Source organism: Rhodococcus sp. ABRD24 (genome assembly GCF_004328705.1).
Lineage (GTDB): Bacteria > Actinomycetota > Actinomycetes > Mycobacteriales > Mycobacteriaceae > Prescottella.
Genome location: NZ_CP035319.1, coordinates 821,382 through 834,274, shown reverse-complemented (window position 1 = coordinate 834,274; position 12,893 = coordinate 821,382). Strand labels below are relative to the sequence as shown.

Annotated in this window: 13 protein-coding genes; 6 read left to right on the top strand and 7 right to left on the bottom strand. The window is 68.1% G+C overall.

Annotated elements, in window-relative coordinates; all coding sequences use genetic code 11:
* Positions 1-94: 94 nt before the first annotated feature.
* The 3 genes from ERC79_RS03625 to cofC all read right to left on the bottom strand — a co-directional run bounded on the left by ERC79_RS03625 (position 95) and on the right by cofC (position 4,075).
* Positions 95-1,069, bottom strand: coding sequence for an NUDIX hydrolase (locus ERC79_RS03625; RefSeq protein ID WP_131575809.1), 975 nt, complete (start codon positions 1,067-1,069; stop codon positions 95-97).
* A gap of 3 nt (positions 1,070-1,072) precedes the next feature.
* Complete coding sequence (locus ERC79_RS03620) at positions 1,073-3,235, bottom strand: RNA degradosome polyphosphate kinase (protein WP_207390477.1); 2,163 nt, start codon at positions 3,233-3,235, stop codon at positions 1,073-1,075.
* A gap of 123 nt (positions 3,236-3,358) precedes the next feature.
* Positions 3,359-4,075 carry a 2-phospho-L-lactate guanylyltransferase gene (cofC, locus tag ERC79_RS03615; protein ID WP_131575805.1) on the bottom strand — a complete coding sequence of 239 codons (717 nt, stop codon included), beginning with the start codon at positions 4,073-4,075 and terminating at the stop codon, positions 3,359-3,361.
* Between the two features lie 159 nt (positions 4,076-4,234).
* Between cofC and ERC79_RS03610 the strand changes: the two genes are divergently transcribed.
* Positions 4,235-5,233, top strand: a complete 999-nt coding sequence (locus ERC79_RS03610) for an NAD(P)H-dependent glycerol-3-phosphate dehydrogenase (RefSeq protein ID WP_131575803.1) — start codon at positions 4,235-4,237, stop codon at positions 5,231-5,233.
* A 71-nt stretch (positions 5,234-5,304) separates the two neighbouring features.
* Complete coding sequence (locus ERC79_RS03605) at positions 5,305-6,411, top strand: D-alanine--D-alanine ligase family protein (RefSeq protein WP_131575801.1); 1,107 nt, start codon at positions 5,305-5,307, stop codon at positions 6,409-6,411.
* Positions 6,412-6,456: 45 nt separating this feature from the next.
* On the opposite strand, the gene ERC79_RS03600 is transcribed toward ERC79_RS03605, so the two are convergent.
* Both ERC79_RS03600 and ERC79_RS03595 read right to left on the bottom strand, forming a co-directional pair.
* A complete protein-coding gene (locus tag ERC79_RS03600) occupies positions 6,457-7,038 on the bottom strand; it encodes a DUF3515 domain-containing protein (RefSeq protein ID WP_131575799.1) in 582 nt (193 codons plus the stop codon).
* A 1-nt stretch (position 7,039) separates the two neighbouring features.
* Positions 7,040-7,285, bottom strand: coding sequence for an Lrp/AsnC ligand binding domain-containing protein (locus ERC79_RS03595; RefSeq protein ID WP_131575797.1), 246 nt, complete (start codon positions 7,283-7,285; stop codon positions 7,040-7,042).
* A 274-nt stretch (positions 7,286-7,559) separates the two neighbouring features.
* On the opposite strand from ERC79_RS03595, the gene ERC79_RS03590 reads away from it, so the two are divergent.
* Genes ERC79_RS03590 through ERC79_RS03580 form a run of 3 tightly spaced genes read left to right on the top strand, consistent with a single transcriptional unit; the run spans position 7,560 to position 9,709 of the window.
* Complete coding sequence (locus tag ERC79_RS03590) at positions 7,560-8,498, top strand: thiamine-phosphate kinase (protein ID WP_242676842.1); 939 nt, start codon at positions 7,560-7,562, stop codon at positions 8,496-8,498.
* A 9-nt stretch (positions 8,499-8,507) separates the two neighbouring features.
* Entirely contained in the window at positions 8,508-9,029 is a 522-nt protein-coding gene (locus ERC79_RS03585) for a gamma carbonic anhydrase family protein (RefSeq protein WP_131575793.1), read from the top strand.
* Positions 9,029-9,709: a uracil-DNA glycosylase gene (locus tag ERC79_RS03580; RefSeq protein ID WP_131575791.1), complete on the top strand. Its 681-nt coding sequence runs from the start codon at positions 9,029-9,031 to the stop codon at positions 9,707-9,709. The genes ERC79_RS03585 and ERC79_RS03580 overlap by 1 nt, the downstream gene beginning before the upstream one ends.
* Positions 9,710-9,787: 78 nt before the next feature.
* On the opposite strand, the gene ERC79_RS03575 is transcribed toward ERC79_RS03580, so the two are convergent.
* Complete coding sequence (locus ERC79_RS03575) at positions 9,788-10,582, bottom strand: enoyl-CoA hydratase-related protein (protein WP_131575789.1); 795 nt, start codon at positions 10,580-10,582, stop codon at positions 9,788-9,790.
* 150 nt (positions 10,583-10,732) lie between these two features.
* The gene (rpmB, locus tag ERC79_RS03570) at positions 10,733-10,924 is read right to left on the bottom strand and encodes a 50S ribosomal protein L28 (protein ID WP_131575787.1); all 192 of its coding nucleotides are present in this window, start codon (positions 10,922-10,924) and stop codon (positions 10,733-10,735) included.
* Positions 10,925-11,239: 315 nt separating this feature from the next.
* Here rpmB and ERC79_RS03565 point away from each other — a divergent pair, with 315 nt between their 5' ends.
* On the top strand, positions 11,240-12,871 hold the full coding sequence (locus ERC79_RS03565; RefSeq protein ID WP_242676737.1) for a DAK2 domain-containing protein: 1,632 nt from the start codon (positions 11,240-11,242) through the stop codon (positions 12,869-12,871).
* The last annotated feature ends 22 nt before the right edge of the window (positions 12,872-12,893 follow it).

Below are 12,893 nucleotides of genomic sequence, written 5' to 3'. Positions count from 1 at the left end.
GCGCCACCCAGGCGCCGGGGATTGCTCCGGAACTGACTCGGCGGCCACGGGATTATTCCCGTGGCCGCCGAGTTTCGTTTGTCCCGGGGAAAATTCAATCAGATCTGCGTGTCACCGGCAGCGGGCTGTCTATGTGATCGGCGGCAACAAGTTTGCCGCCGGACAGCGACAGCACCCAGGTGCTCGCCTTCCGGTTCCGCGCAGGTGGCAGTTCGATTCCGTCCCGCTCTGCCCACCACTGCATGAGGTCGGGAATAACCCCGCCCTGGCTGCAGATCACCTGTACACCACCCATCGCGGCGATCTTGCGGGCGCGGGCGCGGGCACCGATGGGGTCAGCGAGGTAACCCTCCTCGGAAAGCAGCGGTTCGAGGTGGACCGGCACGCCGAGGCGTCGAGCGAGGGGCTCGACCGTCTGTGTGCACCGTGTGCGGTCGGCCGAGGAGATCGCGGATGCTCCGAAGGCCTCCAGTTCGGCGACCAGCGCGTCGGCCTGGACGAGTCCCTTGTCGTCGAGGGGGCGCTGGGTATCGTCGCCGGTATACCTCTTGCTGCTGCCGGCTTTCGCGTGCCGAACGAGTAGCACCGTCGTGGTATCCGGCGGCAGTTGCTGGAACCGTCTCAGAATCGTCCGATCCATCGGGTAGGACAGCTGCTCCGCGACCCGGTCGGGCGTGAGCCAGATCAGTTCGTCGACCTCGTCATTGGCCGTGAACTCGCCCGACACCGCCTCTGCGGCCCAGTAATCGACGCGCTTGAGTCGCCGGTGGCCAGGTATCGGATATGTCACACGTGACAGATGCCGTCCCAATTGGGCACTAATCCCGGTCTCTTCGGCGATCTCCCGAACTGCGGCGACAATCGCCGTTTCTCCCGGATCGAGCTTTCCCTTCGGAAATGACCAGTCGTCGTATCGCGGGCGGTGAATGAGCGCGATTTCGATCTCATACGGATTCGAAGGAGACTTCCGCCACAGAACGGCGCCTGCCGCGAATATATTGGCTTTGGCCCGCTTGTCGGGACTCAAGGGCTTCCTTCCGTTGGCCACGTCGCGGCGCGAGGTGGACATTGATCAGGAGTTCGCGGTCCTCCGGCGACGCATCATCTCTTCCTGATGCTCGCGCACCTCCTCGCCCCGTGCGGGCGAGGCGAGCCAACCACCGTCCGATTGCAGCACCCAGCAGCGGGTGGTCGGGTCCAGTGCGGAGTCGAAGATCTCGTTGAGCTGACGGCTCAGCCGCGGATCCTTGACCTGGGCCATCACCTCGACGCGTCGATCAAGGTTGCGGTGCATCATGTCTGCGCTACCGATCCAGAACTCGTCGGCGCCGCGGAAGTGCATGATGCGCGAGTGCTCGAGGAAACGGCCGAGGATGGAGCGAACCTCGATGTTCTCGCTCAGTCCCGGCACACCGGGCTTGAGTGCGCAGATGCCGCGGACGACGATCCGCACAGGGACGCCGGCCTGCGACGCCCGGTACAGCGCGTCGATGACCTGCTCGTCGACGAGGGCATTGGCCTTGAGGCGGACTCCGGCGTCACGTCCGGCCTGTTTGTGCTCGATCTCGGCCTCGATACGAGCAATGATTCCGGCCCGGACCCCGATCGGCGCGACGAGCAGGTTGCGGTACTGGGATTTCCGCGAATAGCCGGTCAGCGAATTGAACAGGTCCGTGAGATCGGCGCCGATCTCGGGCGCCGCGGTTAGCAAGCCCACATCCTCGTACAGCCGCGCCGTCTTGGGGTTGTAGTTGCCTGTTCCGATGTGGCAGTACCGCCGGATCGTCGAGCCCTCTCGGCGCACCACGAGGCAGGTCTTGCAGTGAGTCTTCAGTCCGACGAGGCCGTACACCACATGCACGCCGGCCTGCTCGAGCTTGCGGGCCCACTTGATGTTCGCTTGTTCATCGAAGCGGGCCTTGATCTCTACCAGCGCGACGACCTGCTTTCCGGCCTCGGCAGCGGCGACGAGCGCATTGACGATGGGGGAGTCGCCCGACGTCCGATACAGCGTTTGTTTGATGGCGAGCACCTGCGGGTCGGCCGCGGCCTGTTCGATGAAGCGTTGCACGCTCGTGGAGAACGAGTCGTACGGGTGCTGGACCAGGACATCGCCGTCGCGCAGGGTCGAGAAGACACTCTTCGGAGTTTCCCGCTCACCGAACGCCGGGTGCGTGGCCGGCACGAAGGGTGTGTCCTTGAGGTTCGGGCGGTCGACGCCGTACACCTGCCACAGCGACGAAAGATCAAGAAGCCCAGGCACTTGGATGACGTCACCGGGGTCGACGTCGAGTTCGCGCAAGAGCAGTTCGAGCATGTGCTCGGTCATGTCGTCGGCGACTTCGAGCCGGACTGGTGATCCGAAGCGCCGACGTGCCAGCTCCCGTTCGAGCGCCTGCAGCAGATCCTCGTCGCGATCCTCCTCGACCTCGAAGTCGGCGTTACGGGTGATGCGGAAGGCGTGGTGCTCGACGACCTCCATGCCGGGGAACAGCACATCGAGGTGGGCGGCGATGAGCGCCTCGGTGGGCAGGAAGGCGGCGATAGCGCCCGGGGTTTCGTTGGTGCGCTTGATCCGAACGAAACGGTCGACATTGTCGGGGACCTTGACCCGGGCGAAGTGTTCGCCGGCCGTGACGGAGTCCTTCACCGTCACGGCAAGATTCAGGCTCAGGCCACTGATGTAGGGAAACGGGTGGGCCGGGTCCACCGCGAGAGGTGTCAGGACCGGGAACACCTGCTCATGGAAGTGATCCGACAGCCGACCGCGTTCCTCGGCATCCAGATCGGACCAGCCGATGATCGAGATGCCCTCGGCCGCAAGCTCGGGACGCACGGAATCGAGGAACACTCGCGCGTGCTTGTCCGAGATCTCTTGGGTGCGGGAGCCGATCAAGGCGAGCTGCTCACGCGGGGAAAGCCCGTCGGCGGAACGAACCGACAATCCGGTCTCGTCCCGGCGCTTGAGCCCGGCGACGCGGACCATGTAGAACTCGTCGAGGTTGGACGCGAAGATCGCGAGGAATTTCGCCCGTTCGAGCAATGGCAGCGAGCTGTCCTCGGCGAGCGCGAGGACTCGGGAGTTGAAGTCCAGCCAGCTCAACTCGCGGTTGAGATAACGGGCGACGGGCAGGCCGCCGGACTCGCCGTTGCTGGAGGTTGCCGCCGGTGGTGCGGTCGGGATACTCGGGCGGTGACCGGTCTCGATGCTGCGGTGCGAGGCACTGCGTTCCACCGCGCCGTTGTCCGCCGGTCCGCCGGTGTCTGTGCGTGGTTCGAGTGCTCTTCCATTGCTCACTCCCCGATCATCCCTCGAGAATCGCAGGCACGACAATCGATCACGATCAGTTCACGGCATTCACGGTCGGAGGCCACCCGGAGTACATCTCATTCGTTCGAGACACGCGCGTGTGGCAGGACCCAGACCCAGTCGGGCCGCAGCGGCCAGATCGGCCACCGTATCGACGTCCTGGCGCAGGCCGGGCCAGTCTCCATCGAGAATGTGGGCGCCGGAAGCGGCGTGGCGTGCGGCCGAATCGGGGCCGAATCGCGGTTCGAGCCGGTAGTGAGGACCGCACGCGAACAATGCCGCGGTGCCGGTGCCGGTGTGGTCGACGACGATCGCGCGGCCGAGCGCGCGGGCGCGGGCGAGTGCGTCGAACAGTTCGGTCGCCCGTAGGGCGGGCAGATCCGCCTGCAGAGCCACCACATCCGTCGGGTCCGAGTGGGTGCGGAGTCCGGCCTCGGCCGCGGCGAGGGCCGCGTTCAGGCCCGATTCGCCCGGCGGTGCGCTGGCGGGATCCGGCCAGTGCCGTACCCCGAATTCTCCTGCGATTGCAGCGACGGTCGGGTCCGGGGTGACGACCGTGATGCCTGAGATCGGGTTCGGAGCCCCGGCCGGTGCTTCCGTCGCGACCAGTGTCGCCAGAGTGTCGCGCAGCATGGCCACCACGAGGTCGGTGCGGTCGAATGCCGACAGCGATTCGGCGAGTCGGGTCTTCGCGCGCCGCAGATCCTTCACCGCGATCAGTACATGCGTGTGCGCCGCACGTTCCGGACGGTGCACATCGCTCATGCGGCCAATCTTGCCAGCCCCGCCGTCCTCGACTCGCGCCCGCCGATCGCTGGGCCCGGGAAGTATCGTGTGCGGAGGTAGCGAGCCGGACCAGGCTGGCCGGTGAACAGTATTGGTTGACAGCAGCGCGCGTGGTGAACGCAGAGCGGAGGGGCCGGCGTGGGCAAGGCAGCGGTACTCGGTGCGGGGTCGTGGGGGACGGCATTCGCGAAGGTGCTCGCGGATGCGGGTACCGACGTCACCGTGTGGGCGCGTCGGAGCGAGGTCGCGGAAGCAATCGTCTCGCGCCACGAGAACCCGGACTATCTGCCGGGCATAGAGCTGCCGTCGTCGCTCACCGCGACCGGTGACCACGAGGCGGCGCTGGCCGGTGCGGACATCGTCGTGCTCGCCGTGCCGTCCCAGTCGTTGCGTGGCAATCTCGAACGCTGGGCCGGCGCGATCGGTCCGGACGCGACGCTGCTGAGCCTCGCCAAGGGCATCGAGAGTGGGACGCTGATGCGGATGAGCGAGGTGATCTCTCAGGTCGCTGCGGTGGATCCGTCGCGGGTCGCGGTGCTGTCCGGTCCGAACCTCGCCCGCGAGATAGCGCTCGGGCAGCCGGCCGCAACCGTTATCGCGTGCACCGACGAGTCACGAGCGATTACGGTTCAGAAGGCATGCGCGACAGGATATTTCCGCCCCTACACGAACACCGACGTGATCGGGTGCGAGATCGGCGGCGCCTGCAAGAACGTGATTGCGCTCGCGTGTGGGATGGCCTCGGGAATCGGGCTGGGGGAGAACACGATCGCGAGCCTGATCACCCGCGGCCTGGCCGAGATCATCCGTCTCGGTGTTGCACTGGGCGCCAGCCCGGCGACCCTCGCCGGTCTCGCCGGCGTCGGGGACCTGGTCGCCACGTGCACGTCGCCACTGTCGCGGAACCGCTCGTTCGGCGAGCGGCTCGGCCGCGGCGGATCTCTCGAGAGCGCGCAGGCCGCGACCAACGGGCAGATCGCGGAGGGCGTCAAGTCGTGCACGTCCGTGCGCGCGCTGGCCGCTGCGCATGACGTGGAGATGCCGGTCACCGACGCCGTCCACCGCGTCTGCCACGAGCAGATGTCCGTGCACGACGCGGTCGGCCTGTTGCTCGGTCGCCGGATCAAGCCCGAATAGCATCCCGTCGGCCGGATCGACATGATCGGGTGGTTCGGTGCGAGGCCGCCCGCGACGGTACGGTTTGGGGCGTGAACAATCCGCGTACCAGGGTCGCCGTCGTCTTCGGCGGCCGCAGCAACGAGCATTCGGTGTCCTGCGTCTCCGCCGGTAGCGTCCTGAGGAACCTCGACCCGGACCGCTACGAAGTGGTACCGATCGGCATCACCACGGACGGTTCGTGGGTGCTCGGATCGACCGATCCGACGGAGCTCGCGATCCGCGATCGCGCGATGCCGACCGTCGACGCGACCGGTGCGGCGCTCGCCCTCACCGCGGACCCCACCCGGAAGGGCGCGCTTGTCTCGCTCGACAACGAGGAGGCAGAACGAATTCTCGCCACCGTCGACGTCGTCTTCCCGGTGCTGCACGGTGCGTACGGCGAGGACGGCACGATTCAGGGGCTGCTCGAGCTCGCGGGGATCCCGTATGTCGGCCCGGGCGTGCTCGCGAGCGCGGCGGGCATGGACAAGGAGTTCACCAAGAAGCTGCTTGCGGCGGAGGGGCTGCCGATCGGATTCCAGGTGGTGCTGCGCCCTGGGACGCCGACGCTGTCGCAGGAGCAGCGAGACAGCCTGCAGCTTCCCGTGTTCGTCAAGCCCGCGCGCGGCGGATCCTCGATCGGGATCACGCGGGTCTCCGACTGGGACGCGCTCGATGCCGCCATCGCCGACGCGCGCAAGCACGACCCCAAGGTGATCGTCGAATCCGGCATCGTGGGACGCGAAGTGGAGTGCGGTGTCCTCGAGTTCCCGGACGGTGAGGTGCGGGCCAGCGTGGTCGCCGAGATCCGCATGCCCGACACCGCCGGTGATGAGGCAGCGTTCTACGACTTCGATACCAAGTACCTCGACGGCGTGTGCGAGTTCGACGTTCCGGCCAAGCTCGACGACGCCGTGAGCGCAGAGATCCGCGACCTGGCGGTGCGGGCTTTCCGGGCGCTCGACTGTCGGGGTCTGGCCCGGGTCGACTTCTTCGTCACCGAGGACGGGCCGGTGATCAACGAGATCAACACGATGCCCGGGTTCACGTCGATCTCGATGTTTCCGCGGATGTGGGATGCGGCCGGCATCGACTACCCGTCGCTGGTCTCGACGCTGGTCGACGCCGCGCTCGCACGCGGAACGGGGCTACGCTGATTCGCTTGCCAACCGGCAGGTCGCTCCGCGGCGGGGTCGGACCTACTACGGGTTCGCGATCGGTGCCGGATCGAGCGTTTGCTGCGGCAGTGTCTGCGCGACGGCGCTCGACGCGTCCTGCAGCGGGGTGGGACCGGACCCGTTGGGCACCGTGAGCGCGACGTAGACGCCGCGGTCTACCGCGTACCAGGTGCTGGCGTCGATGCCCTGCGCGGCGCCGGAGATTTCGAACCACTGCACGCCGTCGACGACACTGAGCGCGGATGCCTGGTCGAACTCCGGCGGCCGCTCGAGGCCGCAGCGCAGCACCACCGGATCACCTTCCGGTTGCTGCCAGGCTGCAGTGGCCGGGGGAGCCGGGTCCCGCAGCTCGGCGCGGGTGTAGCTGCCGAGTTTGTCCGGAAGTGAGCCCATCAGCGCGGTGCACTCGGTTGACTCTGCGGCGGGCGCCTGCACCGGCCCGAGACCCACGGGTTCGAGAGCGGGTGTGCGCCCGGCGATCACCGCGGCGGCGATGACACCGACGACGAGGGCGACGGGGAGCGCGACGGCGGTCGCGATCAGTGCCGGATTGCGCTTCTCCGACGGGTGTAGTTCAGGGTTCTCGGGATTATCGGGTTCGGACATCTCAGTTCTCGGTCGGTGCGGCGGGTGCCGCGATTTGGCAGGTCAGGATTCGGGTGATGCCCCGGACCTTCTTCATATCGTCGACGACGGCGGACAATTCCGCTTCGGCGGGTGCCGTCACACGGGCAATGACGTCGTACGGCCCGAGCACATCCTCGGCGGAGCCGACACCGGGGAGTCGGGAGAGCGTTGCGGCGACCGCGGCGGCCTTGCCCACCTCGGTCTGGATCAGTATGAAGGCCTGCACCACGGGTCCGTCCCTTCCCGTCGCCGTGCGCCGTCGTCTCGGTAGAGTCGCTCGAGACTCCGGTCGTCGGCTCCCCGCGCCGGGGTGCCCCGGTCGCAAGGTAAAAGGTACCGCAGCCGCCGCGGCCGAAGCTGTGACCCGGTTCTGCCGGCGGATCCGGGACCTGTCCAGGAGCGCCCGGATCCGGAAACTACGCAGGAGGTTGATCATCGAATCCCGGCGACACAACCAGGGCGACGCCGAGCGCACCGTAACGGATCTCGGCGAGTTCGCCGTGATCGAGCGTGCGGTGCAGGGCCGGATCCAGCCACCGAGCACACTGATCGGGCCGGGGGATGATGCCGCGCTGGTGCGCGCGGCGGACGGCCGAGTCGCGGTATCTGCGGACATGCTTGTCGAGGGTCGGCATTTCCGGCTGGACTGGTCGACGCCCGAGCAGGTGGGCCGGAAAGCGGTGGCGCAGAACGGGGCGGACATCGCCGCGATGGGTGCGCGGCCGACGGCATTCCTGGTCTCGATGGGCTGCCCGCCCGCCACACCGGTGTCGGTGGCCACGGGGATCTCCGACGGGATCGGACTCGCCGCGGAGGCGATTGGCGCGGGTGTCGTCGGCGGCGATCTCGTGCAGTCCGGCCAGGTGGTGGTGTCGGTCACGGTGCTGGGTGATCTCGAGGGGCGGGCGCCGGTGCTGCGCTCGGGGGCGCGGGTAGGAGACGTCGTGGCGGTCGCAGGCCGGCTCGGTCGCTCGGCGGCCGGGCTGTCGCTACTGCTCGCCGGTGGTGCGACCGCAGATGACATCGAACCCGAGTGCGCCGCGCTGATCGACGCGCACCGGGTGCCCCAGCCGCCGTACCGCGCCGGTGTCGCGGCGGCGCTCGCCGGTGCGCGCGCGATGACTGACATCTCCGACGGGCTGATCGCCGACCTCGGTCACGTCGCGCAGGCATCGGGCGCGCGGATCAGGATCGAGCGGGCACGGATCGTTCCGGATCCGGCGCTGGCGGTGGCGGCCGGCCGACTCGGCGCCGATCCGTGGGGGTGGATCCTCACCGGCGGTGAGGACCATGCCCTCGCCGCGACCTTCCCACCGGACGCGATGCTGCCTGCCGGGTGGTCGGTGATCGGCGCGGTGGTCGAGGGGCCTGGCGATGTCGTCGTCGACGGTACGGCGTGGACGACCTCCGGCGGCTGGCAGAGCTTCGGTACCGGATAGGTTGCACACATGGCTATCTATGCACTCGGTGATCGCGAGCCTGACATCGCTCCGGACGCCTACGTCCATCCCGACGCCGTGGTGATCGGCGCCGTCACACTCGGTGCGGGCGTCTCGATCTGGCCGCAGGCCGTTCTGCGCGGCGACTACGGCACCATCAGCGTCGGTGCCGGTACCAACATCCAGGACGGCACGATCGTCCACTGCACCTCACTCGAGGCGACGATCATCGGCGCCGGGTGCGTCGTCGGGCACAACGCCCATATCGAGGGCGCGCGGATCGGCGACAACTGCCTCATCGCGTCGGGCTCGGTGGTGCTCAACGGCTCGACCGTCGGCGCCGGTTCCGTGATCGGTGCGGGCGCGGTGGTGCCCTTCAAGTTCGAGGTGCCGCCGCGGAGCATGGCGCTCGGCGTGCCGGTGAAAATCCGTGAGGGCTACCAGGTTCCGGAGGGGCACCTCGACCTCAACGTCAAGCTCTACGCCGCCAATGCCGCGTATTACCGCGACGCATTGCGCAGGCTCGACTGATGACTGCAGTTACTCCTCTCGCTGAACTGATCGATCCCGGGTGGGCCCGGGCGCTCGACCCCGTCGCCGGACGGATCACCGAGATGGGAGAGTTCCTGCGTGCGGAGAACGCGGCCGGCCGGGGGTACCTCCCGGCCGGTGAGAACGTGCTCCGGGCATTCATGCATCCCTTCGACGGTGTACGGGTGCTCATCGTCGGACAGGACCCGTACCCGACGCCGGGTCATGCTGTGGGACTGAGCTTCTCGGTGGCGTCCGACGTCCGGCCGGTGCCTCGGAGCCTGCGGAACATCTTCGCCGAGTACACCCACGACCTGGGGTACCCGACGCCGTCGAACGGTGATCTCACGCCGTGGACCGAACGAGGGGTGCTGCTGCTCAACCGTGTGCTCACAGTGGCGCCCGGCGACGCCGGGTCGCATCGTCGTAAGGGGTGGGAAGCGGTGACGGAGCAGGCGATCCGGGCGCTGGTCGCTCGTTCGTCGCCGATGGTTGCGATCCTGTGGGGCCGGGACGCGGCCGGGCTGAAGCCGATGCTCGGTGACGTGCCGACGATCGAATCGGCGCACCCCTCACCGCTGTCTGCGTCGCGGGGATTCTTCGGGTCGCGACCGTTCAGTCGCACCAACGAGTTGCTCGCGCAGCTGGGTGCCGAGCCGATCGACTGGCGTCTGCCCTGACCTGGAAACCACGACTGCCGGTGACGCACGGGCTTCCCGAGCGTCACCGGCAGCCGGTGTGGTTCAGTTCAGTTCGGTTCAGTAGGGACGGATCGAGGAGAAGTCGGGGCGCCGCTTCTCGGCGAACGCGTCCACACCCTCGCGTCCGGTGGGGCTGTCCGCGGCCGCGGCGATAGAGGCCGTCTCCGCGTCCAACTGTTCCGAGAGGGTATTGGTTCTGCCGGTCGCAAACAGTGACTTGATGCCGGCATAGGCCGCGGTCGGGCCTGCGGCCAGCGTCCTGGCCACGCGGAGGGCCTCCTCCTGTACCTGGTCGTCCTCGACGAGGCGGCTCAGGATGCCCAGCCGTACCGCTTCCTCGCCGTTGAGAACGGCGTCGGTGAGCAGGATCTCGCGTGCACGGGCAATTCCGACGATCCGCGGCAGCGTCCACGACATGCCGCCGTCCGGAGTGAAGCCGATCGAAGGGTAGGCCGGGCGCAGCATGGTAGAGGTGCCGCCGATGGCAATGTCGGCCAAGCACACGATGCTCATGCCGGCCCCGGCCGCCCAGCCGTGGACGCCGGCCACCACCGGGACGGTCGTCGCGTCGAGCGCACGCACGAACTCATGGAACACCCGCGCGACCTCGCCGACGAACTCACCACGCCGCTCCGCGGACGCGAAGGCCCGGACATTGCCGCCGGCACAGAAGTTGCCACCCTCGCCGACCAGCAGAACGCTGCCCATGTCGCCTCCAGCCTGCCGGAGGGCGGTGGTGGCTTGGGTGATCCCCTCGATGTCGAGGGAGGTTCCCTTGGCGTCGGTGGCCACGGCCAGCCGCAGTACGCCGTCCTCGATCCTGACCTTGCTGAGCGCGTTGATTGCAGTCACGATTGCACCTTAGCGGTCCCGAGGTAGGGACTCAGCCGTTCGGACCCACAGAGCGACCCGGTTCCCGCGGGCGGAGAACTCCGGAAACGAATCAACCCCCGGCACACAGGGTGTCGGGGGTTGATTCGAAGACTGTCCGAGACGGCTCTATCAGCCGCGGACGACCTTTCCGGCCTTGAGGCAGGAGGTGCAGACGTTCCGCTTCTGGGTGTTGCCGGGGGCAACCTGAGCGCGAACGGTCTGGATGTTCGGGTTCCAGCGACGGTTGGTACGCCGGTGCGAGTGCGAGACCGACTTACCGAAGCCGGGCCCCTTGGCGCATACGTCGCAGACGGCAGCCATAGTCGCGAACTCCTTGTGATAGTGAAACATTGTCTTGTGCTTGCCTTCGAACACGCGAAGTGAATCATCCTGTGCGAGGCAACCCTGCAAGGGTAACCACATCCGCCTAGTTTGGCCAAATCACCTGGCTGTTCGGGGCGATGGACCCCGAGAGCCCCGTCGAAGGAACCTGGACGACCCTACATGGCGCGCTCGCACTGTGGGCTGACGGACCTGGTGGAGTGCCCGCTAGGCTGGCTGCCTGGGACTGGCCGCCCGATCGGGCGGTCGGACCCGACCGTGGTGCGTGAACCGGCGCAGAGAGAGGGCAGGCGAGTGCTCGAGGTCCTGGAATCGGTGGACGGCCGTGCGCTGTACCGGTGGGCCCGCGCATGTGTCCGTGGGATCGAGAAGCACTGCGACGAGATCAACGATCTCAATGTCTTCCCGGTCCCCGACGCCGATACCGGCACCAATCTGCTGGCAACGATGCGGGCTGCGGTCGATGCGCTCGCGGTCCTGGGTGCCGGCCCGATCAGTGCAGCCGAGGCCGCGCAGGCGCTCGCACGGGGCGCGGTCGTGGGCGCTCGCGGTAACTCGGGCGCCATCCTCTCCCAGGTGCTGCGAGGGATTGCCGAAACCGCCGACGCCGACCTTCTCGATGCGACCACGCTCCGGTCAGCGTTGCGTCAGGCGGCCACGCTCGCGACCGCGGCGGTCAGTGTGCCGATGGAAGGCACGATCGTGACTGTGCTCGCGGAGGCCGCCGCGGCCGCGGCGGCGGGGCCGCCCGAGGCGGGACTTGCTGACATTGCGACGCTCGCGGCGAATGCGGCCGCAGATGCGCTGACGCGAACGCCGATGCAGCTCGATGTCCTCGGTGCGGCCGGCGTGGTCGACGCAGGAGGCCGCGGGCTCGTGGTGATTCTCGACGCGCTGGTCGCTGTCATCACCGGCACCGAGCCCGAACGGGCGCCGTTTCTCGGGCGGATGCCGCGCGGGGGTGGGCAGGACTGCGCCGCGGAGGCTGTCGTCCATGCGGCGTCGGTTCAGGATTACGAGGTGATGTACCTCGTCGCCGAAACCGACGACGCCCGCATCGCGGCGCTGCGCGCACGTCTGGTGGAACTCGGCGATTCGGTGGTGGTCGTCGGCGACGGCAACGGCGCCGGCACGGGCAACTGGTCGGTGCACGTGCACTGCGCGGATGCCGGTGCCGCGGTCGAGGCCGGCCTGTCCGCGGGACGGCTGCATCAGGTCCGGATCACGTGCTTCGTCCTCGACGAGCGCACTCGCAGGAATGGACGTCACCGCGAGCGGGCGGTGCTGTCGATCGTCGAAGGTGAGGGCGCCGCGGAGCTGTTCACGCAGGAGGGTGCGCGGGTGCTGCGCTCGGACGGCGTCGTCACGCGCACCCAGTTGCTGGACGCGATCCGCCGCATCGGACGGCCCGAGGTGATGGTCCTGCCCAACGGTGCGTTGCCCGCTCAGGATCTTGTCGCGGTCGGCGCGCAGGCGCGTGCGGACGACCGCGAAGTGGTGTTCCTGCCCAGTTCGTCGATGGTTCAGGGGCTCGCGTCGCTTGCCGTGCACGACGCCGAGCGCATCGCGGTCGACGACGCGTTCGCGATGTCCGAGGCCGCCGCGGCAACCCGCTGGGGCTCGCTGCGGGTCGCGGAGGAGCGCGCGCTCACGTACGTCGGTACGTGCGAGCCCGGAGACGGACTGGGCCTCGTCGGCCACGAGGTGGTGGTGATCGAGCCGGATGTGGAGGCGGCGGGCTGCCGATTGGTCGACCTGGTCCTGGGGGCCGGCGGTGAGCTCGTGACGATCCTGCTGGGCGCGAAGGCGTCGGACGACCTGGGGGAGCGGGTCTCCGCATACATCTCGGCCAGGCACCCCGGCGTCGAAGTCATGATTTACCACGGTGGGCAGGGTCGAGACCTGCTCCAGTTCGGTGTCGAGTAGAAGGCGAGTGGATGGCGACTAT